The following is a 22908-nucleotide window of genomic DNA, read 5'->3' on the forward strand; positions in this document are numbered from 1 at the left end:
GCGCTCACGGTAGATCGATTCGGGAATCACGGGCAACGTATTTCGATCCGTCGTCGGCGGGCCGCCGCTGCCGTCCGGCCCGCCCGGCCCGCCGGGCGGCGGTGAGCGGCCTGTCGATCCGGGCGGTCATCTGCACCACCAGCTCGCTGTCCAGCAGCGGGCGGTTCACCTCGGCCGCCACCGACAGCGTGGGTGTGGAGATCGACCGCCAGATCGCGGTCAGCCCGGCGCCGAGGCCGACGAGCGCCACCGCCGCCCGGGTGGTGGGGGAGCCGGCCGCGGCGGCGGCACTGACCCCGACGACCGCGAGCAGCACCACGAGCAGGGGCGCCAGCACCGGCCAGAAGATGCCCCGGGCCGCCTGCGCCACCAGCTTCCGGTCCCGGATGACGACGTTGCGGGCGATCACCGCCCAGTTCTCCTCGTCCAGCAGGTCGCGCGGGTGCAGGCCGCCGGTCAGGACGTCCTGCCACAGGTCGCCCTGGTTGCGCAGCTCGCGGGCCAGCTCGGCGAGCCCGGCCTCGCCCGGATCGCCCACTGTGGCCCGGCCGACAGCGGTGGCCCAGGCGGCGAGCGAGCGGCGCACCACGGCGGCCGAGTACGGCGGCAGCACGCTCGCCAGCTCGTCCAGCCACCTGCTGATCTGGAGGTGCCGGCCGCCGAAGCGCGCGGCGAGCTGGTCGGCGTCGCCGCGCCGGACGGTGTCGGCGAGCGAGCGCCCGAGCCGGTACGCCACCCCGACCCGGTGGTTCGTCGCCATCGTCCACCGCAGCACGTCGATGTTGAGGTCGTCGAGCGCCCGCAGCAGCGGTTCCCGGTCGGCCCCGGTGGCACCACGGGCGGCGGCGGCGGACGGCACCGTACGGCCGGGCGGGGTCAGCGGCGCGATCTGGGCCAGCGCCACGTCCACGCCGTCGAGGTACATGCCGAGCCGGTGCCGCCCGGCCAGCTCGGTCAGGTTCGACAGCTTCGGCGGCGCCGGCGTCTGCCGGTGCCCGTCCCCGGTCAGGTCGGCGGTCTGCGCGTGGTGGTAGGCGTCCGCCATCGACCAGCCGAGCCGCAGCGCGGTGACCACCGCGGTCCGTTCGTCCCGTGGCGTGCCGTGCTCCTCGTCGCGCCGATCCCGCGTCGCGGTGCTCACCGCCCGACCTCCCGTGTCACCGGATCAGTCGAGCGTAGAGGCGTTTTTGGCCGCTTATGACCGTTTCGGTGCGGCCCGCCCGGCCAGCAGCCCGCGCGGCCGGATCGAGCGGACCGGCTCGGTCGCCGCCCCCTCGACCCGCAGGATGTGGTTCGCGGCGATGATCCCGGTGGCCGCCGACCGTTCCATCAGCGCGCTCGGGAACTCGGTGCGGATGCCGTCCCCGGCCAGGTAGAGGCCGGGCGCGTCGGTCTCCACCCCGGGACGCCACGCGTGGCTGCCGGGCGTGAACGCGGGCGCCTGCGCCTCGACCCGGGCGCGCAGCTCGCGTACCCGCAGGCCGGCCACCTCCGGCCAGAGCGCGGTCAGCTCCCGCAGCATCCGGGCGGCCAGCTCGTCGGCCGGCACCTCCGGCTCGCAGGCGTACGCGTGCAGCTCCACCACCGAGCCGCCGGTCCGCTCGGCCCAGCGGCGGGGCTCGTCCTCCAGCCGGTGGTAGAGCGTCACCGAGTCCAGCGTGGGCTGTCGGGAGACGCCGCTGAACACCGCGCGGTCGGCCCGGACGTCCCCGTCCATCCAGTAGCGCGCCACCGCGTACGGCGGGCCGGGCCGGCCGAACGCGGGCATCCGCGCCACCAGCTCGGGCGCTGCCCCGGCCAGGCCGGGGGAGGCGTCGACGAGCGCTGCGAGCGCGGGCGGGTCCACCGCGAGCACCACGTGCGGCGCCTCCCAGGCGTCGCCGTCGGCGCCGGTGACCCGCCAGCCGTCCGGGGTACGGTCCAGCCGGGCGGCCGCCGCGCCGGTCAGCACCCGGCCGCCGTGCTTCTCCACGTACCGGGTCAGCGGCTCCCAGATCGCCGTGCCGTAGTCCCGGTCCGGGCAGTCGAAGGCCAGCCCTTCCGGGTTGCCGAGCAGGTAGAAGTGGAACTGCGCGATCATCTCGGCGGCCGACATCTCCGCCTCGTGGTTGAAGAACGAGTGCGAGAAGACCTCGAACAGCATGGCCCGCGCCCGGTCCGGCAGCCGCAGCGAGGTGAGCAGTTCGTCGGCGGTCCGCTCGTCGAACTCCTCGTAGGTGCGTACCGGGTCGTAGGTGAGCAGCGGCAGCGCCGCGTCCCGGTCCATCGACCGCAGGTCCGCCAGGCGCAGGCTGGGGCTGCGCAGCAGCAGCGCCAGCAGGTTCGCCGGGGGCGCGGGCGGCAGCTTGCCGAACTCCTCGGTCGGCCACTGCTCGGACAGGATCGGATAGCCCGGGATCGGCTTGAGGAAGCCCAGCTCCGGATCGACCCGACGCAGGATCGACCGCCAGTTCCAGTACTGCCGGAAGAACGCGTGGAAGCCGTGCTCGTTGCGCTGGACGCCGTCGGGCAACTCCTCCGGCCAGGCGCCGAGCCGTCCGCCGAGGTGCGGCGCCGCCTCCAGCACCGTCACGGCCACCCCGCGCTCGGCCAGCACCACAGCCGCCGACATGCCGGCGATGCCGCCGCCGACCACGAGCGCCGCGACGGGTCGCGGCACGCGGTCGGGGCCACCGCCGCCCGGGTCCACCACGTGCTCGCGTACGCCGATCAGGCGACCTACCACTTGCGACAGACCCACGGGGCATCCTCCAGTCGGCGGTGCTCACAGTCTGCCGGTCGGGGCGGCAACCCGCTGGGTACGCGTCGGCGGGGCGTTCACGGCAGGCAGCGGCGCGGGCGGTCCGACGGCGGCCAGACGTACTCCAGGTCGGGGGAGACGTCGCCGAACAGCGGCGCATAGTGGACCGGGTCCTTGCGCAGCAGCGACGACCGGTGGCTGCGGTGCAGGTCGTCGCGGCCCAGCCAGGGCGGCAGCTCACCGGCGGCGGCCAGTTCGTCCTGGGTGCGGATCACCGAGATGCCGCAGGCAGTCGCGAGATCGGTGGCGAGCGTGCCGGCGCAGGTGTCGGCCCGGCCCGGCTCGCACCACACCGCGCACATGTCCAGTCCGTACCGGGTCAGCGCCTCCTCGTACCCGGCCCACATCTTCACCGCGGGGTGGTTGCGCCAGCCGTAGTCCGGCCGGGTCAGCCCGCGCAGCACCTGGATCGCCTCCACGCGCTGCTTGCCCAGCCGCTTCTGGTCCAGCGTGCGCGCGCTGGCCAGGAAGTCCGGATACGGCAGGAACGTCTGCATGCCGGTGCTCTACCCGGACCCGGGCCCGCCATGCGTTCATGATCGCCGGGGCTGCGCACATCGCGAGCGGCTGACTACGATCCGGACATGGCCGAGCCACTGCGCGACCGCGCGCGCCGCGCGACCGGCTGGCGGCTCCGGATGAACGGTGACGAACGCCCCCACTACGTGGTCTGCGGCTCCGATCCGCTCGCCTACTGGGTGGTCCGGTCGCTGCTCGCCACCGACAGCGCCGACGGCCAGGTGCGGGTCACGCTCGTGGTGCCGGGCCGCCGCCGGTCCGAGGGCCCCGACGGGCGGGACGTGCCGGGGGTACGGGTGGTCACGGCGGAGCGGCTGGACGAGGCCGCGTTCCGCCGGGCCGGGCTGGCCGGGGCGGCCGGGCTGGCGCTGCTGCACCAGGACGACGTGGGCAACATGCACGCCGCGCTGTGCGCCCAGGAGGTCGAGTCGCGGCTGCGCCTGGTGGTGCGGATGTTCAACACCAACCTGGCGGACGGGCTGCGGCAGCTCTTCCCCGACTCGGCGGTGCTCTCCGACGCCTCGATGGCCGCGCCCGCCTTCGTGGCCGCCGCGCTTGGCGAGGTGGCGCCGACCCACTTCCGGCACGCCGGGCGCACGCTCTACGTGGCCCGCCGAGACGACGTACGCCCGCAGGACGTGGTCTGCGGCCTGGCCGTCACCACGGATCCGGACCTGGTCCGGGTGCTGCCCGCCGACGAGGCGGCGGCCGACGTGGTGCTGGCCGAGGCGACCGGGCGGCCGGCGGGCACCGAGGTCGCCGCGCGGCGGCTGGTACGGGCGCGGCGGCGCCGGCAGCCGGTCGCCGTCCTGCTGCGCGCGGTCCGCCACTTCGCCACCCGCAAGATCGGCATCGCGGTGCTGGTGCTGCTCGGGGTGATCGCGGCGCTGGGCTGGCTCAACGCCCGGGCGGCCGACGTGAGCTGGAGCGAGGCGGTCTACCTGACGCTGGTCACCACGCTGACCGGCCAGGACCCGGACGTCAACAAGCCGGTCGCCGCCCAGGTGATGCAGGTGGTGCTCAACCTGGCCGGGCTGGCGCTGATCCCGCTGATCACGGCCGCGGTGGTCGACGGCATCGTCAACGCCCGGCTGGCCCTGCACGCGGGCCGGGTCCAGCCGGACCGCTCGGGGCACGTGGTGATGGTCGGGCTGGGCAACATCGGCACCCGGGTGATGGCCCAGTTGCACGACTTCGGCGTCGAGGTGGTGGCGATCGACAAGAACCCGGACGCGCGCGGCGCCGCGCTGGCGCACCGGCTGGGCGTGCCGCTGATCGTGGGCGACGCGGGCCGGGAGGAGACGCTCCGGTCCGCCTCGGTGGACACCTGCCAGGCGCTCGTGGTGGTCTCCACCGACGACGGGACGAACCTGCGGGCCGCGCTGATCGCCCGGTCCCTCGACCCGGACCTGCGCGTGGTGCTGCGGCTGTTCGACGGCGACTTCGCCGAGCGGATCCAGCAGGCGTTCGGCATCGGCATCTCGCGCAGCGTGTCCTATCTGGCCGCGCCGGCGTTCGCGGCGGCGCTGCTCGACCGCGCGGTGATCGCCACCATCCCGGTCGACCGGCACGCGCTGCTGGTCACCGAGGTGCCGGTGGTGGCCGGTTCGCCGCTGGACGGGAGTCCGCTGAGCGCGGTGGCCCGGCCCGGCGAGGTACGCCTGCTCGCGTACACCCGCCCGAACCAGAAGGCCGACTGGTCGGCCGACCCGCGCATGGTGATCCAGGCCGGTGACCGGCTGACGGTGGTGGCCCGGCGGGCCGGGCTGACCGCGCTGCTCCGGGAGACCACGCCCGCGCCGCCGCCGGCACCCACCGGCCCGCCCGCCGCGCGCCGCCCGCAGGAGTGACCGGGCGCGTCGGATCGGTCAGGCCGGCCGACGCCTGCGGACGGCGTACCCGAGCGCGCCGAGGGCGAGCACGCCGAACCCGGCGAGCACGCTCGGCAGCGGCAGGTTGACCGCGAGCACCAGGCAGCCGACCAGGCCCAGCGCGGCGAGCAGCCGTACCGGGACGTGCCGGTCCGGGTCCGGGCCGAGCGTGAGCGCCGACGCGTTGGTGATCGCGTAGTAGACCAGCACCGTGCAGCTGGAGAAGCCGATCGCGCCCCGGATGTCGCCCACCGTCACCACGGCGATCACCACGACGGCCACCGCCAGTTCGGCGCGGTGCGGCACCCGGTGGCGCGGGTGGACCGCTGCCAGCGCGCCCGGCAGGTCCCGGCGGCGGGCCATCGCCAGCGTGGTCCGGCCGACGCCCGCCACCAGCGAGAGCAGTACCCCGGTCACCGCGACTGCCGCACCGGCCCGGACCAGCCAGGCCAGCCCCGGGTGCCCGGCGGCGGTCACCACCTCGACCAGCGGCGCGTCCGTGGACGCCAGCCGGTCGGCGCCGAGCACGCCGAGCGCGACCACCGCCAGCGTCAGGTAGATCGCCAGCACCGCGCCGAGCGCCAGCGGCACCGCCCGGGGGACGGTGCGCTCCGGGTCGCGTACCTCCTCGCCCAGCGTGGCGATCCGCGCGTACCCGGCGAAGGCGAAGAACAGCAGGCCGGCGGCGGTCAGCACGCCGCCCGCGCCGATCCCCGCCGGTGCGGTGAGCCGGTCGGCGGCGACCTGCGGCGCGCCGGTCACCGCGACCACGGCGAGCACCGTGAGCACCACCGCGACGAGGACCCGGGTGGCGGTGGCGGTCTTGCCGATCCCGCGCAGGTTCACCGCCGTCACCGCCACCACGGCGAGGACCGCGACGAGCCGCGCCCGCCCCGGCCACAGGTACGCACCGACGGTCAGCGCCATGGCCGCGCAGCTCGCGGTCTTGCCGACCACGAACCCCCAGCCGGCCAGGAAACCGGCGAACGGGTGCAGGCGTTCCCGGCCGTAGACGTAGGTGCCGCCGGACTCGGGGTAGCGGGCGGCGAGCCGGGCCGAGCTGGTGGCGTTGCAGTAGGCGATGAAACCGGCCACCGCCAGCGCGACGAGCAGGCCGGTGCCGCCGGCCGCCGCCGCGGCCGGGGCGAAGACCACGAAGACGCCCGCGCCGAGCATCGAGCCGAGACCGATGACGACCGCGTCGGGTACGCCGAGTCGCCGTGCCAGCTGTTCCACACCGGCAGCCTAAAGCGCTCGGGTGAACGGCAGGTGCCCGCGGGCGGCAAATTGACGAAAATGATTTGCATAAATAATCCGCGCTCAGCGGTGGTCGATTGTCGACGCCATCGGTAGAGTCGTTTACGCAGGTCAGACGCGGTTTGCAAATGCTTCCGTGCCGATTGTCCGATGGCGATGATCAGATTTTTTCCGCGTCGATCGGGCAAAGGTGCCCTCGAATCGGCTCCGGCAGTTCCGGGAACCACTTCACCGCGATCGCGGGAGGTACCGCACATGACGCTGTTCGGCTGGGACGCGAGCGACTACGACGTCGACCGGGGGTTGACCGCCGACCGGATCCGGGACGCCCGGGCCGCGGGCATCGACTTCATGACCTACAAGGGCACGGAACAGTCGCGCGACGGCACGTTCCACAGCCAGTACTACGGGGTGATGCTCACCGCGGCCAAGGACGCGGGCATCCCGTTCCTGGGCATGTACGTGGTGGTGCACTCCGACGTCTCCATCGAGGACCAGGCCGCCACCGCCGTCGACTACGCCGACAAGCACACCCCCTGGTGGCGCACGTACGACGGGTTCTTCTGGCAGATCGACCTGGAGCGCTGGCCGACCGACGACGTGCCCCCGCACATCGGCGTCGACGTGGGCCGGGAACTGGAGGAACGCACCGGCAAGGTGGCGGTGATGTACGCCTCGCGCGGCCAGTACGGCGACGACGACCTGGGCGACCTCCCGCGCTGGAACGCCGACTACCCGTACCGGGTGGCCGAGGACTTCAAGGCCGCGTACGCGCGGGCCGGCGGGGACTCCGGCCCGGGCTGGACCCGATACGGCAAGCCGGCGGAGACGCCGCGCATCTGGCAGTTCACCGATTCGGCGATCATCGGCCGCCAGCACACCTGTGACGCGGACGCGTTCCGTGGCACCGCCGGCGACTTCGCGACGATGATCGGCGAGAAGACGTCCACGACCACGAAACGGGACGTGATCGCCACCTTCCACAGCACCGCGCACGCGGGCGACACGCTCGACACCACCGACCGGTTCCACGCCATCCGCTGGGCCACCGGCCTGTACCACTGGACCGTGCCGGAGACCGGGCTGGTCAGCGTCCAGGCGACAGTCGACCTGCGCGGTCTGCGGCGCGACGACCTGGTCCGGATACGCGCCGAGTACACCCGGCCCGGGGACGCGGAGAACGACACCCCGTTGCTGCGGCAGGAGCGCGTGTCGATCGACCCGGAGACCACCGGCGGGGTGTTCGTGGTGAGTACGCCGGACGAACGGGTCGAGCTGCCGAAGGGCACCCAGATCCGCATCCAGGTGGCGGTGCGGCCCGAGGACGACGACCACCGCCGCCGGCTGACCTACAGCACCCGGACCCGGATCAGCATCGTGGAGATCCGCCCGGCCGGCTGAGCGCCGTGCCGGCCTTCCACACCGGCGTCCCAGGTGCCCGGGGTGAACGGCCGGTGCCGCCGGCAGGAATCTGCCGGCGGCACCGGGATCGGGTTCAGCAGGGCCCGTTGTCGGTCCACACGCCCTGGCTGTTGGTCCCCGGCACGTCTCCCTGGGTCCACCACCGGGAGGTCCACCGGTATCCGCCGTAGGACACCACAGCGCCTCCGGGGTACGCGGTGCCCGCGGCCCAGGCCGGCGCGGCGCACGCACCACCGGTGGGTGACGGCGAGCCGGTGGGCGTCGGGGAGGCGGTCGGCGTCGGGGAGCCCGTGCAGGCGCCCTGGTCGGCCCAGACCGCGGCGCTGCCCGGCGTCTCGCCCTGGGTCCACCACTTCGCGCTCCAGGTCCGTCCGGCGTGCGAGACGGTTGCACCGCCGGAGTACGCGGTGGCCGCCGACCAGGCCGGCGCGGTGCAGGTGCCCCCGCCGGGCGGGGCGGAACCGCTCGGGCCGGGCGACGGCGTGACCACCTCGCCACCACGTGCCCAGTCCCCGGCCAGCGCGTACGTCTGGCCGCCGAAGGCGAGCGTGAAGTTGGCCGGACCGGAGATCGGGAGCTGATAGTTGAGCGTCACCTCGGCGTACGAGCCGGGCGCTATCGCGGTCGGTACGGTGAGGCGTACCCGGTTGTGGTCGCCCTTCAGGCCGCCCACGTTGCTGCCGGTGTGGCCGGTCGTGACAGTGGTGAGCGCCCAGCCGGACTGCTGGCTGAGCGTGGCCGGGGTGGTGGTGGGATAGTCGAACTCCAGGTGCGCGCCGGCCGGGATCGGCGCGCCGGTGTTGTTGGTCAGCCGCAGCTCGGGGTTGATCGGGTAGTTGTTGTCGCCGAGCGCGAAGCCGCCCATGCCGACCGCCACGTCCAGCGTCCGGGTGGGCATGGTGATGCCCGCCTTGCGGGCGCCGTACGCCGGTGCGGCCTTCAGCCGGTCGTAGAGCAGCGTGGTCAGCGTGTCGCCCATGCCGTACTGGCCCTTGGCGGAGTCGTAGGCGTAGTCGCCGGCGAGTTCCCAGATCATCACGCCGCCGAGGCCCTTGGTCGCGACGTAGTCGGCCTTGGCAGCCAGCGACTGGTCGTCCTCGGTGGAGAGGAAGACCTTCTTCTCCGCGTTCCACAGCCAGGGCGCGACCAGCGCGGCCGAGTAGTTACGGGCGTAGCTGCCGCTGATCCGGTCGGCCGGGTCGGTGGCCGGGGTGAGGCCGTATCCGGCCAGGTAGTCGCCGGTGATGCCGGCCTGGAGGTTCTTCGCGTGCCACATCGGGTTGGCGCCGCCGGGCACCTCGTTGCCGGCGGCGTCGAGGTCGTGCCAGAGGTTGTCGATGCCGACCGCGCCGTTGCCGCATGGGGTGGTGGAGCCGATCGAGCCGCCGGTGCCGGCCGGACACTTGGTCTGGTCGGGCAGCGCCGCCCGTCCCCACAGGCCGTTGGTGCCGCCGGTGACGCCCTGCCAGCCCCGGGTGTAGTAGGGGACGCCGATGTTCACCCGGCCGCTGGGCAGCGCACCCCGGAAGTAGTGGTACGCCCAGTCGGTGTTCAGGTAGCCGATGCCGGAGTACGCGCCGTACACGCCGCCGGCGGCCAGCTCGGCGTCGTCGCCGTTGTCGTAGAGCGCCGCGTTCGGCCCGACGAAGTGGTTCCACGCGCCGTGCAGGTCGTAGGACATCGCGTTGACGTAGTCGAGGTACTGCAACGCCTGGTAGGACTCCATCCCGCGCAGCAGCCAGCCGGACGCGGGCGCGGCCACGGTGAGCAGGTAGTGCCTGCCGTCGGTGGCGGCGGCCCGGTCGAGCTTCTCCCGCAGCGTGCGCATCAGGACCTGGTACGAGGCGTTGAGACCGGCCCGCTTGGCGTCGGCCTGGGCGAAGTCGAGCGGGTTGCCGGCCTTGTTGTTGGAGGTGGGGTACTCGTAGTCGATGTCCACCCCGTCGAAGCCGTACGTGCGCAGGAACGTCACCACCGAGTCGGCGAACGTGTCGATGCCGGCGGTGTTCACCGTGTTGGTGCCGGTGGTGGTCATCCGGTAGAAGCCGCCGGAGTCGATGCGGTTGCCGCTGTCGTCGATGAAGCCGCCGGTCTCGGCCCAGCCGCCGACGCTGATCAGCGTACGGACTCCGGGGTTCTGCTTCTTGTACTTGTTGAGCAGGTTGAAGTGCCCGGTGTACGGCAGGGCCGGGTCCATCTCGGCACCGGCCACGCCGGGCCAGGTCATGTTCGTGGCCGGGTTGTTCGGGGCGGCCGGGTTGCCGACGGAGATCTTGTTGTTGCCGTCGACGTGCGCGAACGCGTAGTTGATGTGGGTGACCTTCTGCCACGGGATCTGGTTGACCAGGTAGGCGGGAGCGCCGTTGCGGCCGGTCCGCCAACTGGTGAAGTAGCCGATGATCCGGCGGGTGTGGTCGGCGCCCATCTTCTCCCGGCCGGCGGTGTCGTAGACGGTGCAGTAGGGCACCGACACTCCCGTCGTGCGGTGGAGCCCGTCGGGCCGGCACGCCTCGTCGTCGGCGGCGGCCGAACGGGCGTCCGGGGCGGCCACGACCACCGCCATCATCGCGGGCAGCAGACCGGCGGCGCCGGCCGACAGCCAGCGGCTGATTCGTCTCGCCAGCACGCGCACCTCCTACATTTAACAAACTTAACTATTAAGGTTGCTAAATGTATACCGGCGTGGATGCGCCGAGACAAGAGGCTGACTGCTAGCCGAGATGCTCCGCCGGCCGGGCCCAGCCGCCCAGCCGCGCCGGCAGCGGCAGGTTGTTCCAGGGCACCCGGCGCAGCAGGCGGTCCAGCAGCAGGCCGAGCAGCAACCCGGCGACCGAGTCGGTCAGCCAGTGCCAGCCCAGGTAGACGGTGGTGCAGAAGACCACCGCCGGGGGCACCACCCGGACCACTGTGACCAGCCGGGGCGGCACGGTCCGGCCGAACGTGCGCACGAGCGGGGCCAGCAGCAGCGCCAGCACGCCGTACCAGACGATCGCGTTGGCGACGTGCCCGGACGGGTACGACTGCGCGAACCGTACCGGCAGGTCGTGCTGGAACAGCGGCAGCGTCTGCTCGGGCGACAGGAACGGCTCCTTGACCGAGGCGCTCGGCGCCGGGCGGGCCGTCCACACCTTCAGCGGGCCGATCGTGAAGAACGTGAGCACGAACCCGGCCACCGGCGGCAGCAGCGGCCGCACCGATCGCAGCCGCAGCGCCAGCAGCACGCCCAGCCCGGCCGCGAGCAGCGTCAGCGGGGTGCCCTGGCCGAGCAGGTTCAGTGTCATCGCCACCCAGCGGGCGGCCGTCGGGCGGTTGTCGTCGGACCAGTCGGCGACCGCCCGGTCGAGGCCGAACAGGTGACCGGAGGCGAGCGCGACGGTCAGCGCCACCACTGCCGCGAGCAGCAGCCCGTCGAACCACCACCCGGCCGGCCGGACCGGCCGCAGCCGCAGGTCACCGCGTACCCCCGAGGTCTGACGCACGCGACCACGCTACCGGCCGCGGGCGGCGGCCGGGCGGCGCGGGCATCGGCGGCTGTGTGCCCAGCCACGAAGGGAAGCGCGGCGCGGGGGTCAGCGGTCACACTGGTTGCCGTGCGGATCACCTCGGCCCTCGTCGACCCGGCGCTGCTCGACCTCCCCTGGTCGACCCCGCTGGAGCAGTGGCCTGCCGAGCACCTGGTGGCGCTGCCGCAGGGCATCTCCCGGCACATCGTGCGGTTCGTCCGGCTCGGCGGGTACGTCTACGCGGTGAAGGAGACCGGCGAGCGGGTCGCCGAGCGCGAGTACGACCTGCTGCGGGCGCTGGAGCGGATCGACTTCCCGTCGGTCGAGGCCATCGCGATCGTGGCCGACCGGCAGACCGACGACGGCGAGCCGCTGGACCCGGTGCTGATCACCCGGCACCTCCAGTTCTCGCTGCCCTACCGGGCGCTGTTCTCCAACACGCTGCGCCCGGAGACGATGAACCGGCTGCTGGACGCGCTGGCCGCGCTGATCGTGCGGATGCACCTGACCGGATTCTTCTGGGGCGACTGCTCGCTGTCGAACACGCTGTTCCGGCGGGACGCGGGCGCGTTCGCCGCCTACCTGGTCGACGCCGAGACCGGGGCGCTGTACCCGTCGCTGTCCAACGGCCAGCGCGGCGAGGACCTGGAGATCGCCCGGGTCAACATCTTCGGCGAGGCGCTCGACCTCCAGGCCGCCGGCCTGCTGCACGAGTCGATCGACCCGGAGGTGGTCTGCGAGGAGGTCGTGCGGCGCTACGAGCGGCTCTGGCACGAGATCACCTACGAGCAGCAGGTCGAGCGCGCCGCCCGGCACGACATCGAGCGCCGCATCCGCCGCCTCAACGAGCTGGGCTTCGACGTGGCCGAGGTGGCCATGTCGACAGTCGACAACGGGCGCTACCTGGTCCGGCCGAAGGTGGTCGACGCCGGCTACCACACCCGGCGGCTGCTGCGCCTGACCGGCCTGGACGCGGAGGAGAACCAGGCCCGCAAGCTCCTCAACGATCTGGACGCCTACCGACTGGAGAGCGACCTGACCGACGAGCAGCAGGCGGCGCACCGCTGGCTGACCGAGGTCTTCGAGCCGGTGGTCCGGGCGGTGCCCGCGCACCTGCGCCGCAAGCTGGAGCCGCAGGAGCTGTTCGCCCAGATCATCGAGCACAAGTGGCTGCTCTCCGAGCAGGCCGGGCGGGACGTCGGAATGCGCCGGGCGGTGCAGTCGTACCTGGCCGACGTGCTGGTGCACCGCCCGGACGAGCAGGCGGTGCTCGGCGTCGAGGTGCCAACGGTCTGACCCCCGGGCGGATCACTCCACCCAGTCGCCGCCGCGCATCACCCGTACCACGTTCAGGTCGTCGTCCAGCATCACCAGGTCGGCGCGCAGCCCGGCGATGAGCGCGCCCACCCGGTCGCCCAGACCGATCGCGCGGGCCGGGGTGGTGGCGACCATCCGGCAGGCGTCCGGCAGGGCCACGCCCGCGCCGACCGCGTGGCGCAGCGCCGCGTCCATGGTGAGCGTGCTGCCGGCGATCGCGCCGTTGTGGCTGAGCCGGGCCTCCCCGTCGGACACGGTGACCGCCTGGCCGCCCAGCTCGTACTCGCCGTCGGGCATCCCGGCGGCGGCCATCGCGTCGGTGATCAGCGCGGTCCGCTCCGGGCCGGCCACCGAGGTGGCGAAGCCGAGCATGCCGTCGTGCAGGTGCACCCCGTCGGCGACCAGCTCGCACACCACGTTCGGGGCCTCCAGCAGCGCCACCACCGGGCCGGGCTCGCGGTGGTGCACCGGGCGCATCCCGTTGAACAGGTGGGTGCCGACGCTCGCGCCCGCGGCCACCGCCGCCCGGGTCTGCTCCCAGGTGGCGTCGGTGTGCCCGACCGCCGCGACCACGCCGTGCGACACCAGCAGCTCGATCGCCTTGGTGGCGCCGTCCCGCTCGGGAGCGATGGTGACCATGCGGACGGCGCCGCCGCCCAGCTCGATCAGCTCGGTCAGCTCGGCGGTCGACGGGTCGCGCAGGAACTCCGGATTCTGCGCGCCGCAGCGGTCGGCGGACAGGTACGGGCCCTCGAAGTGGACGCCGGCGAGCACTCCGGACTCCACCAGCGGGCGGTAGGCGGCGGTGGCGTCGCGCATCAGCTCGAACGGGGAACTCACCAGACTCGCCAGCAGCGTGGTGGTGCCGTGCCCGGTGTGGAACGCGGCGGCCTGCCGCGCCGACTCCGGGTCGCCCGTGGTGAACGTGTGCCCGCCGCCGCCGTGGGTGTGCATGTCCACGAAGCCCGGCACGATCCAGTGCCCGTCACGCACCGACGGATACTCGGCGACAGCGGTGATCCGCCCGTCCGCGATCTCCACGCAACCCTGCCGGATGACGCCGGTCGGGGTCACCACCTTGCCGGTCACGCGCCGGGTCATCGACTCTCCTTCGCCAGGGTGTCCAGGGCCAGCAGGGCGGCGCCCAGGCAGCCGGCCTCGTCACCGAGGTCGGCCGCGACCAGGCGCGGCTCGCGGTGGAACGTCAGCCGCTCGCGCAACGCCGTCCGCAGCGGGTCGAACAGCCGGGGACCGGCCTGGGCCAGCCCGCCGCCGAGCACCACCGTCGACACATCGTAGAGCGCCTGCCCGGTGGCGAGTCCGTCGGCGAGCGCCTCGACCGCCTCCTGCCACACCTCCACGGCGAGCGGTTCACCGGCGGCCGCCCGGTCGGCCACCTCGGCGGCTGTGGTGGGCGCGCCGGACAGCTCCGCGTACCGGCGCCCGATCGCCGAGGCCGACGACACCGCCTCCAGGCAGCCGGTCCGCCCGCACCCGCAGCGCGGGCCGCCGGGACGTACCAGGATGTGGCCGATCTCCCCGGCGGCGCCGTGCGCGCCGGTGGCGGCCGACCCGTCGACCACGTGTGAGGCGGCGATGCCGGTGCCGATCGCGACGAACAGGACGTGGCCGGCGTCCCGCCCGGCCCCGAGCCGCGCCTCGGCCAGGCCGCCGGCACGCACGTCGTGCCCGAGCGCCGCGGGCAGTCCCAGCCGCGTGCCCGCCAGCTCCCGCAGGGGTACGTCCCGGAAGCCCACGTTCGCCGACCAGACCGCCACGCCGCGCGCCTCGTCGACCACACCGGGAACGGCGATGCCGCAGGCCACCGGCGTACGGCCGTCGGCGCGGGCCTTGCCGGCCAGCCCTTCGGCCACGTCGAGGATCGTGCCTACCACTGCCTCCGGGCCGCGCTGCGCGCCGGTGGCGTGCCGTTCGGTGTGCACTGTCGTGCCGTCCGGCCGGACCAGGGCGCACTTCATCCCGGTGCCGCCCACGTCCAGCGCGACGACGACCTCGTCGCCGCGGCTCACGCCAGTACCACGGACCGAGTCAGGTGCCGGGGCGCGTCCGGGTCGAGGCCGCGGCTCGTGGCGAGCGCGACCGCGAAGCGCTGGGCCAGGATCAGGTCGGCCATCGGGTCGACCGGGTTGCGGCCGGCCGACCAGCTCGTCAGCACCGTGCGCCAGCCGTGCGTGCGGCTGTGCAAGAACGCGGCGCCGGTCGCGGCCACGTCCTCGGGCAGGCCGTCCGGGATCTCGCCGAGCGCCCAGACCAGCCGGCCGGGCGCGGCGACCGAGATCGGGCCGTGCCGGTAGTCCATGGCCGGGTACGCCTCGGCCCAGAACGTGGCCGCCTCGCGGCACTTCAGCGCGGCCTCCTGGGCCAGCCCGACGGTCCAGCCGCGGCCGAGGAAGGTGACCTGCTCGATGCCGGCCGGGTCGATCGGCAGCGGGGCGCGTACGGCCACCTCAGCGTCGGCGGCCAGGCGGCCGAGGTCCTCGCCGAGGTGGGCACGCAGCAGCGCGAGCGCGGTGGTGGCGAAGCGGGTCTGCACCACCGACCGCTCGTCGGCGAAGGGCAGCGCGACTGTGGCGTCGGCGAGCGTGACGGCGGCCGAGTCCGGGTCGCCGACCAGGACCGTGGTGGGGATCCGCCCGCGCAGCGCGCTGAGCAGGTCGAGCACCTCGGTGGTGGTGCCGGAGCGGGTGATCGCGATGAGCCGGTCGTACCGGCGGCCGGCCGGGAACTCGCTGGCCTGGAACGCGTCGGTCTCGCCCTGGCCGGCGGCCTCGCGCAGCCCGGCGTACGCCGTGACCATGAACCACGACGTGCCGCAACCGACCACGGCGACCCGCTCGCCGGGGCGCGGCAGGTGCGCGGCGACGGTCGGGGCGAGTCGCGCCGCCTCCCGCCAGCAGTCGGGCTGGCTCGCGATCTCCGCGTGCACGTACGCCATGACAACTCCTCGCCGGGGAGACCTTGCGCAATACGGCGCGATACGGCCGCCTTTCGCGCGTCATTCTGCGCGAAGTGGGGTGGTCGTGGCAACCGTCTCCCAGTTCGCGCAGCGCAGGGTTTTGCGCGGACCCAGTTTCGCGCACTAGTGTGCACGCAACCGATCACCGTTCACGCACAGTCTGGGGAGGGCCCCGCGGTGGACCGCTACGCGCGCTGGAACGCGCTGCTGGAGATGCTGACCGACAGCGGGCGGGTCACCGTCGAGGAGGCGGCCGAGCGGCTCGACGTCTCCCAGGCCACCATCCGCCGCGACTTCGACCAGCTGGCCCAGCAGCAGATGATCACCCGTACCCGGGGTGGCGCGGTCGCCAACGGCGTCTCCTACGACCTGCCGCTGCGCTACAAGACCGCGAAGCACTCGGCCGAGAAGCAGCGGATCGGCGCGGCGGCCGCCGCGCTCGTGTCGCCGGGCACCGTCGTCGGTCTCAACGGCGGCACCACGAGCACCGAGGTGGCGCGGGCGCTCGCGGTCCGCCCCGATCTCAACACGAGCGCCGAGGGCGCCCAGCTCACGGTGGTCACCAACGCGCTGAACATCGCCAACGAGCTGCTGGTGCGCTCGCGGATGAAGGTGGTGGTGGCCGGCGGCGTGGTCCGGCCGAAGTCGTTCGAGCTGGTCGGCCCGCTCGGCGGGGCGCTGCTGCGCGAGGTCACGCTGGACGTCGCGCTGCTCGGCGTGGACGCGATCGACCCGCAGCTCGGCGCCGCCGCCCACCACGAGGGCGAGGCGGCCATGAACAGCCTCATGGTCGCGCGGGCCAAGCGGGTCGTCGTGATAGCTGACTCCTCCAAGCTCGGCGGGCACGCGTTCGCCCGGATCTGCCCGGTGGACCGGGTCAAGACGCTGGTGACCGACTCCGGCGCGTCCCCCGACGTGGTGGCGGCGTTCCGCGACGCGGGCGTGCACGTCGTCTGCGCCTGACCTAACCCGACACGCCGACACTGCATACCGGGTATTGCCTTCGGGTGCATACCGCGTATGGTGTCGCTGACGCCTACTTATCGGGGGAGGTCAGCTGTGTCGGCTGTCCTGGAGATCGAAGGTCTCCGCAAGACGTACCGGAGCCGGAAACGCGGGGTCCGCCACGCGCTCGACGGCTTCGACATGCGAGTCGAGGCCGGCCAGGTGCACGGCTTCCTCGGCCCGAACGGCTCGGGCAAGACCACCACGCTGCGTACGCTGCTCGGCCTGATCCGGCCCAACGGCGGCCGGATGGCCATCCTCGGCCAGGAGCTGCCGCACGCCCTGCCGGCGGTCGCCGGGCAGGTCGGCGCCATCGTGGAGAGTCCGCAGTTCTTCCCGCACTTCTCCGCGCGGGACACGCTGGGCCTGCTGGCCCAGGCCGGTGAGCTGCCCAAGCAGCGCGTGGACGAGGTGCTGGAGCTGGTCGGGCTGCGCGACCGGGCCGGCGAGCGGGTGAAGACCTACTCGCTCGGCATGAAGCAGCGCCTCGCTGTGGCCTCCGCGCTGCTCAAGAACCCCAAGCTGCTGATCCTCGACGAGCCGGCGAACGGCCTCGACCCGGGCGGCATCCGGGAGATGCGCGGGCTGATGCGGGACCTGTCCGAGAACGGCATGACAGTGGTGCTCTCCAGCCACATCCTGGGCGAGATCCAGCTCATCTGCGACTCGGTCACCATCATCTCGCTCGGCCGCCGGGTCGCGTTCGGGCCGGTCGAGCAGGTGCTCGCGGCCCACTCCCAGGCCTCCGTGCGGGTCCGCCTGGAGGCGGTCAGCGACCTGCCCCAGGCCGCCGACGCGCTCACCCGCGCCGGGGTCCGTGTCGCCACCGAGCCCGACCACCTGGTGCTGTCCGGTGTGGACAAACCGGCCACCGTCAGCCGGCTCCTCGCCGAGCAGGGCCTCTACGTCAGCGAGCTCACCCCGGTCGCGGTCGACCTGGAGAGCGTCTTCCTCGAACTGACCGCCACCGCGCCGGTCCCCGGCCAGCACCGTCAGGTCGATCAGTCCGCCAAGGTCGACCAGACCGGCACCGCAGGAGGTTGGGGCGCATGAGCCTGTTCGTCACCGAGCTGCGCCGGCTCGGCAAGCGCCGGGTGACCCGGCTGATGCTCGTGCTGCTGGTGGTCGGCCTGGCCACAGTCGCGACCGCGTTCAGCTTCTCCAGCGAGAAGCTGTCGCCCGCCGCGGTGGCCGAGGCCGAGGCCAAGGCGAACAACGACTACCAGACCGCGATGACGGAGTGGAAGCGCACCATCGCCGAGTGTGAGGCGGCCCAGGCGCGCGGCGAGAAGACCGAGGAACGGTACGGCCCGAACTGCGGCAAGGACTACCAGCCGCAGCCCGACATGTTCGAGGCGAAGTGGTACCTGCCGTACCAGTTCGACTTCCGGGCCGAGTTCCCCCTGTTCATCGCCGTGTTCGCCGCCTCCGTGGCGTTGTTCGGCTTCATCGTCGGCGCCTCCTTCGTGGGCGCCGAGTGGAACACCGGCGGGATGATGAACCTGCTGCTCTGGCGGCCGAAACGGCTCACCGTGCTGGGTACGAAGCTGGCCGCCCTGCTCACCACGGTTTTTGGCCTGACCGTGGTGCTCGGCGCCCTCTGGACGGCGGCGTTCTGGCTGATCGCCAGCCAGCGCGGCAGCACCGCGAAGATGACCGCCGGAGTGTGGCAGTCGATCGGGCTGGACGGGCTGCGCGCGCTGGGCATGACGCTGCTCGTGGCGGCGATCGGGTTCGCGCTGGCCTCGCTGGGCCGGCACACGGCGATGGCCCTCGGCGCGGCGGTGGGGATCTTCGCGGTGAGCGAGATCGGCATCCGGATCGCGGTAGCCGTGCTCGGCGTCCAGTTCGGTGACCGGTACGTGCTCTCCACGTACGCCCAGTCGTGGTTCCTGAAGCAGGCGGAGCTGTTCGACTACGACACCTGCCAGTTCTCCCAGGGCGCCTGCGAGCCGGCCACGTACATGGTCACCTGGCAGCAGTCGGCGGTGGTGTTCGGCGTGGCCCTGGTGGGTGCGCTCGTGGCCGCGTTCTGGACGATGCGGCGGCGGGACATCGCCTGACCTGGTCCGCGCCGCCGGCTCCCCCCGGCGGTGCGGACCCCGCGTCCGATGCGGCCGGGGGCGGCCCTGGTTACGCTGGGGCTCCCCCGGCCGGCGCGCTCCGCGTGCCGGTCACCCGCCGTCGGAGAGGAGCGCCATGTCCGCCGACGCCTCGCAGCGGGCCGCCGTCGACCGGCCCGACCCGCCGGGGCCGACAGCGGGCACGCGCCAGGCGGGTGCCGTCCCGCCGCCACGCACCGCGCCCCCGGTCGAGTCCACGCCGCCGGACCGGTCCGCGCCCGTCGACGACAGCACGTCCCTCGACGACGTCGCCCCGTCCGGTGGTACGGCGTCCGCCCCGGCGCCGTCCGGCGCGCCGGACGACGGCCTCACCGAGCGGGAGCGGCGGATCCTCGCGTTCGAGGCGCAGTGGTGGAAGCACGCCGGCGCCAAGGAGCAGGCCATCCGGGACACGTTCGGGCTCTCCGCCACCCGCTACTACCAGCTGCTCAACGCCCTGCTCGACCAGCCGGCCGCACTCGCCGCCGAGCCGGTGCTGATCGGCCGGCTGCGCCGGCTGCGCTCGTCGCGTGCCCGTAACCGGCGCCGCTGACCGGCGTCACCTCTCGTACGTGCGCAGCCCGTTGCCGATGGCGAAGAACGTCGGCGCCCACTCGCCGATGAAGATGCCCCAGCGGTCCGCCCGCGCCACCCCGGCGCGCTCCATGTGCTTGGAGAGGAACCAGCTGGTGACCGAGAGGCCGATGCTGACGAACCCGGCGAGGTAGGCGTGCTCCGCCCGGATGCCGCCTTCGTGCAACCGCTCCAACATCTCGAACCCCCTGTCGCCGGGACCGACCCGGTCGCGTCCGACGCTACCGAAGGTCCGGAGAAGATGACGCACGGTTACCTCGATCGGGTCGGCCGCGGATGACCGGGCGCGGGCCGGGTAGGCGGCCGGCGACGACGAACGGAGGCCGACGATGGGGGCACCAGACCGCCGGTACGCGATCGGCAGCAGGCCGGCCCGTCCGGTCGCGGAGGCGCCGGTGATGCGGGTGCGTTCCGCCTCCGACCCGGCGCCCGAGCGGTCGGAGAACGAGGACGTGGTCTTCCGGTTCGGCCCGCTCGTCGGCGTCCTCGACGGCGCGACGGTGCCCGACGGCTTCGACACCGGCTGCACCCACGGTCCCGCCTGGTACGTCCGGCACCTGGCCGCCCGGATCGGCCTGGCGATCGCGGCCCGCCCCGCGGCCACGCTGATGAGCAGCCTCGCGGCGGCCGTCCTCGCGGTACGGGCCGACCACGGCGGGACGTGCGACCTCGACCATCCCGGCACCCCGTCGTCCACGGTCTGCCTGCTGCGGCACAGCGGTGACCGGGTCGACTACCTGGTGCTCTGCGACAGCCCGCTGGTGCTCGACACCGACCGCGGGATGGAGGTGGTGACCGACGACCGGCTGGCGGACGCGGTGGCGGACCTGCGCCGCAGCGCCGCAGCGCTGCCGGACGGCGAGACCGACCCGGTGACCCGGTTCCGGCGCGCGACGACTGTGCAGCGGACCCGGATGAACCGCACTCACGGCTACTGGGCGGCGGCGAGCGACCCGGACGCGGCGTACCACGCGCTGACCGGGACGCTTCCGCTGCGCGGTCCGGGGGCGCTGCGCCGGGCCGCGCTGCTCAGCGACGGCGCCTCCTGCGCGGTCGACCAGTTCGGCCTGTTCGACTGGGCCGGGCTGCTGGAGGTGCTGTCCGTGGAGGGCCCGGAAGGGCTGATCGGCCGGGTCCGCGCGGCCGAGCGGGACCACCCGGACCGGCTGCGGCGGCACAAGCGCACCGACGACGCCTCAGCCGTGCTCTGCGAGTTCGACCCCTCGGCGTGACCACGCTCACGCCGGAACGACCGGTCGGATGACAACGCAGCGTGAGGCGGGAACACCCCGGGGGTACGACCGGACGAGGCGGTCGGCCATAGCGGCAATCCCTCCCCAAAGGGGTGGACGACCCGGACCACGCGCGGCAGACTGCGCGACGTGACGGGTGCTGTACGGCTGGAGCCGGTGGACGAACGGAACCTGGAACCGTTGCTCTCCGTAGCGGCGGCCGAGGCGGAGCCGGAGGACGTGATGCCTCCGGTGGACGCCCCCGCGGGCTGGTCGCTGGCCCGCCGCGACGCGTTCCGCGAGTTCCACCGCGCCAGCCTCGGCGGGCTGAACGGCCCGACCCGCACGGCCATGTACGCGATCGTCTCCGGCGGTGAGGTGGTCGGCATGGTGCGGATGACCCGCCGGGACGAGCCGGGGACGGTGGAGACCGGCATGTGGCTGGGCCGGTCGGCGCGGGGCCGGGGCCTGGGCGCCGCCGCGCTGCGGCAGTTGCTGAACGCCGCCGCGGCGGCCGGGATGCACACAGTGGTCGCGAAAACCACTCCGGACAATGCGGGTGCGATCTCGGTGCTGCGTAAATGCGGTGCGGAATTGCGTGAGGAAGACGGAAGCCTGCACGCCCGGATGAGCCTGGATTCGGCACTTCCGATCCGCTGAGGCTCCTCGCTCACCGTTTACGTTTCTCCTGCTCAGTGCCGCCTTGATGGGTGGTTTCGCGCTCCTGCGGAAATGTTTTGCCGATGGGGTGACGGGTACTGCCCGCCTCTCCGGGACGCGATGTCCGCCTCCCGGAGGGCGCGAAGGAGAGCGGATGAAAAGCGGATCACGGGTGGCGTTGGCAGTCGGTTTCGGCTATCTGCTGGGTCGCCGGAAGAAGATGCGTACCGCGCTGACGCTCGCCGCGGCGGTCGCCGCCGGGCGGGCCAGCCGGCGCCCGGGCGGTCTGAAGCAGCTCGGCGTGGACCTGATGGCCGCGAACCCGCAGCTGCGCAACCTCGGTGGGCTGGGCCCGCCGCTGGTGGCGGCCGGGCGGGCGGCCGCGACCGCAGCCGCCGGCAACGGCATCGACGCCATCGGCGGACGACTGCGCGGCGGTGCCGACGCGTTGCGCCGCAGGAGTGGCGCGGGCCGGCCGGATGCCGAGCGCTCCGCGCCGGACGGGTCGCGCTCCGCGCCGAAGGCCGAGCGCTCCGCGCCCGACGAGGAGCAGGAGCTGGACGACCAGCCCGGCGCGCCGGTGCCGGCCCGAGCCGATCGGGGGCGGTGAGCCGTGGCGACGAGCAGCCTGGCCGACCGAGCCCGCGACCAGATCGGTGGCGAGCTGCGCAATCTCGCCTCCGCGATCGGGGAGCGGGCCGTGGAGGCGGTCACCGAGCGGGTCACCGGCGCCACCGGTCGGCTCAGTGAGTACGCCAAGCAGGGCGGCGGGCCCGGCCTGGTCGCCGCGGCCACCGGGGCGCAGAAGCTCGCGGACGGCGACTCCCCGCTGAAGGCGATGTTCCATGCCGGCCTCGCCGGCGGTAAGGAGAAGGTGATGTCGGTGTTCGGCGGCGGCAAGGGCGGCAAGGGCGGGGGCAAGAAGCTCAAGGTCACCAACATCGTCGAGACCATCGAGGTCGGCGTGCCGGTCCGGGTCGCCTACAACCAGTGGACGACGTTCGGTGACTTCCCGAGCTTCATGAAGAAGGTCGAGCAGGCCGACTGCGACGCCGACGAGAAGATGACCTGGAAGGCGCAGGTCCTCTGGTCGCACCGCACCTGGGAGTCGACGATCGTCCGGCAGATGCCGGACCGGCTGATCCACTGGCGGTCCAAGGGCGAGAAGGGCTCCGTCGACGGCACGGTCAGCTTCCACGAGGTCGGCCCGGAACTGACGAAGATCCTGGTGGTGCTGGAGTACCACCCGCAGGGCTTCTTCGAGCACACCGGCAACCTGTGGCGGGCCCAGGGCCGCCGCGTGCGGTTGGAGCTGAAGCACTTCGTCCGGCACGTGATGACCGAGACCGTGCTCGACCCGGACTCCGTCGAGGGCTGGCGCGGCGAGATCGAAGACTCCCAGGTCGTCAAGGACCACGAGACCGCGCTCCGGGAGGAGCGGGGCGACGCCGGGCCGGAGGACGACGAGTACGCCGCCTACGACGAGGGCGAGGACTTCGACGACGACGAGTACGCCGACGAGCCGGTCCTGACCGCGCCGGAGCGCTCCCGCCGTCCGGCACGCGGGCAGCGCGAACCCGAGCGGCGCCGCCGCGTCCCGGAGCGTCCCCGCCGCCCGGCCGCCCGCCGCCGCGGCGAGAGCTGACCGG

Annotated in this window: 21 protein-coding genes; 11 read left to right on the forward strand and 10 right to left on the reverse strand. The window is 73.4% G+C overall.

The genetic code is table 11. The features are described from left to right. Positions 1-4: 4 nt before the first annotated feature. The 3 genes from ACN27C_RS10535 to ACN27C_RS10545 all read right to left on the reverse strand — a co-directional run bounded on the left by ACN27C_RS10535 (position 5) and on the right by ACN27C_RS10545 (position 3297). Entirely contained in the window at positions 5-1141 is a 1137-nt protein-coding gene (locus tag ACN27C_RS10535; RefSeq protein WP_393379392.1) for a hypothetical protein, read from the reverse strand. Positions 1142-1195: 54 nt separating this feature from the next. Next, positions 1196-2740 carry an FAD-dependent oxidoreductase gene (locus ACN27C_RS10540; protein WP_422751048.1) on the reverse strand — a complete coding sequence of 515 codons (1545 nt, stop codon included), beginning with the start codon at positions 2738-2740 and terminating at the stop codon, positions 1196-1198. 77 nt (positions 2741-2817) lie between these two features. Continuing rightward, positions 2818-3297 carry an MSMEG_6728 family protein gene (locus tag ACN27C_RS10545; RefSeq protein ID WP_121683858.1) on the reverse strand — a complete coding sequence of 160 codons (480 nt, stop codon included), beginning with the start codon at positions 3295-3297 and terminating at the stop codon, positions 2818-2820. An 87-nt stretch (positions 3298-3384) separates the two neighbouring features. On the opposite strand from ACN27C_RS10545, the gene ACN27C_RS10550 reads away from it, so the two are divergent. Further along, the gene (locus ACN27C_RS10550) at positions 3385-5169 is read left to right on the forward strand and encodes a potassium channel family protein (RefSeq protein ID WP_422751049.1); all 1785 of its coding nucleotides are present in this window, start codon (positions 3385-3387) and stop codon (positions 5167-5169) included. Positions 5170-5187: 18 nt separating this feature from the next. On the opposite strand, the gene ACN27C_RS10555 is transcribed toward ACN27C_RS10550, so the two are convergent. Beyond that, positions 5188-6426, reverse strand: a complete 1239-nt coding sequence (locus ACN27C_RS10555; protein WP_120572859.1) for an APC family permease — start codon at positions 6424-6426, stop codon at positions 5188-5190. A gap of 276 nt (positions 6427-6702) precedes the next feature. Between ACN27C_RS10555 and ACN27C_RS10560 the strand changes: the two genes are divergently transcribed. Further along, on the forward strand, positions 6703-7848 hold the full coding sequence (locus ACN27C_RS10560) for a hypothetical protein (RefSeq protein WP_120572860.1): 1146 nt from the start codon (positions 6703-6705) through the stop codon (positions 7846-7848). A gap of 94 nt (positions 7849-7942) precedes the next feature. Here ACN27C_RS10560 and ACN27C_RS10565 read toward each other — a convergent pair whose 3' ends face one another. Next, positions 7943-10495 carry a chitinase C-terminal domain-containing protein gene (locus tag ACN27C_RS10565; protein ID WP_422751050.1) on the reverse strand — a complete coding sequence of 851 codons (2553 nt, stop codon included), beginning with the start codon at positions 10493-10495 and terminating at the stop codon, positions 7943-7945. 85 nt (positions 10496-10580) lie between these two features. Beyond that, positions 10581-11318, reverse strand: a complete 738-nt coding sequence (locus tag ACN27C_RS10570) for a phosphatase PAP2 family protein (protein ID WP_358174315.1) — start codon at positions 11316-11318, stop codon at positions 10581-10583. A 141-nt stretch (positions 11319-11459) separates the two neighbouring features. Here ACN27C_RS10570 and ACN27C_RS10575 point away from each other — a divergent pair, with 141 nt between their 5' ends. Next, on the forward strand, positions 11460-12668 hold the full coding sequence (locus ACN27C_RS10575; protein ID WP_120572862.1) for a DUF4032 domain-containing protein: 1209 nt from the start codon (positions 11460-11462) through the stop codon (positions 12666-12668). Between the two features lie 12 nt (positions 12669-12680). Here the strand turns inward: ACN27C_RS10575 and nagA are convergent, their stop codons facing one another. Genes nagA through ACN27C_RS10590 form a run of 3 tightly spaced genes read right to left on the reverse strand, consistent with a single transcriptional unit; the run spans position 12681 to position 15645 of the window. Next, positions 12681-13790, reverse strand: coding sequence for an N-acetylglucosamine-6-phosphate deacetylase (nagA, locus tag ACN27C_RS10580; protein ID WP_121683854.1), 1110 nt, complete (start codon positions 13788-13790; stop codon positions 12681-12683). Beyond that, positions 13787-14719, reverse strand: coding sequence for an ROK family protein (locus tag ACN27C_RS10585; protein ID WP_422751051.1), 933 nt, complete (start codon positions 14717-14719; stop codon positions 13787-13789). The genes nagA and ACN27C_RS10585 overlap by 4 nt, the downstream gene beginning before the upstream one ends. After that, on the reverse strand, positions 14716-15645 hold the full coding sequence (locus tag ACN27C_RS10590; RefSeq protein WP_422751052.1) for an SIS domain-containing protein: 930 nt from the start codon (positions 15643-15645) through the stop codon (positions 14716-14718). The genes ACN27C_RS10585 and ACN27C_RS10590 overlap by 4 nt, the downstream gene beginning before the upstream one ends. Before the next feature lie 198 nt (positions 15646-15843). Here ACN27C_RS10590 and ACN27C_RS10595 point away from each other — a divergent pair, with 198 nt between their 5' ends. The 4 genes from ACN27C_RS10595 (at position 15844) to ACN27C_RS10610 (ending at position 19326) form a co-directional block, all read left to right on the forward strand. After that, on the forward strand, positions 15844-16629 hold the full coding sequence (locus ACN27C_RS10595) for a DeoR/GlpR family DNA-binding transcription regulator (RefSeq protein WP_422751053.1): 786 nt from the start codon (positions 15844-15846) through the stop codon (positions 16627-16629). Positions 16630-16725: 96 nt separating this feature from the next. Then, entirely contained in the window at positions 16726-17724 is a 999-nt protein-coding gene (locus ACN27C_RS10600; protein WP_120572867.1) for an ATP-binding cassette domain-containing protein, read from the forward strand. Then, positions 17721-18734, forward strand: a complete 1014-nt coding sequence (locus ACN27C_RS10605) for an ABC transporter permease subunit (RefSeq protein ID WP_120572868.1) — start codon at positions 17721-17723, stop codon at positions 18732-18734. The genes ACN27C_RS10600 and ACN27C_RS10605 overlap by 4 nt, the downstream gene beginning before the upstream one ends. Before the next feature lie 136 nt (positions 18735-18870). Next, complete coding sequence (locus ACN27C_RS10610; RefSeq protein WP_422751054.1) at positions 18871-19326, forward strand: DUF3263 domain-containing protein; 456 nt, start codon at positions 18871-18873, stop codon at positions 19324-19326. A gap of 6 nt (positions 19327-19332) precedes the next feature. On the opposite strand, the gene ACN27C_RS10615 is transcribed toward ACN27C_RS10610, so the two are convergent. Next, entirely contained in the window at positions 19333-19545 is a 213-nt protein-coding gene (locus ACN27C_RS10615; protein ID WP_120572870.1) for a hypothetical protein, read from the reverse strand. Positions 19546-19696: 151 nt separating this feature from the next. On the opposite strand from ACN27C_RS10615, the gene ACN27C_RS10620 reads away from it, so the two are divergent. The 4 genes from ACN27C_RS10620 to ACN27C_RS10635 all read left to right on the forward strand — a co-directional run bounded on the left by ACN27C_RS10620 (position 19697) and on the right by ACN27C_RS10635 (position 22904). Beyond that, positions 19697-20599 (forward strand): hypothetical protein, encoded by a 903-nt coding sequence (locus ACN27C_RS10620; protein WP_422751055.1) that lies wholly within the window; start codon positions 19697-19699, stop codon positions 20597-20599. A gap of 150 nt (positions 20600-20749) precedes the next feature. Next, positions 20750-21259, forward strand: coding sequence for a GNAT family N-acetyltransferase (locus tag ACN27C_RS10625; protein WP_223165255.1), 510 nt, complete (start codon positions 20750-20752; stop codon positions 21257-21259). 154 nt (positions 21260-21413) lie between these two features. Beyond that, positions 21414-21869, forward strand: a complete 456-nt coding sequence (locus ACN27C_RS10630) for a hypothetical protein (RefSeq protein ID WP_422751056.1) — start codon at positions 21414-21416, stop codon at positions 21867-21869. Between the two features lie 3 nt (positions 21870-21872). Beyond that, complete coding sequence (locus ACN27C_RS10635; protein WP_422751057.1) at positions 21873-22904, forward strand: SRPBCC family protein; 1032 nt, start codon at positions 21873-21875, stop codon at positions 22902-22904. The last annotated feature ends 4 nt before the right edge of the window (positions 22905-22908 follow it).

Source organism: Micromonospora sp. WMMD1219 (genome assembly GCF_049315215.1).
Classification (GTDB): Bacteria; Actinomycetota; Actinomycetes; order Mycobacteriales; family Micromonosporaceae; genus Micromonospora; species Micromonospora tulbaghiae.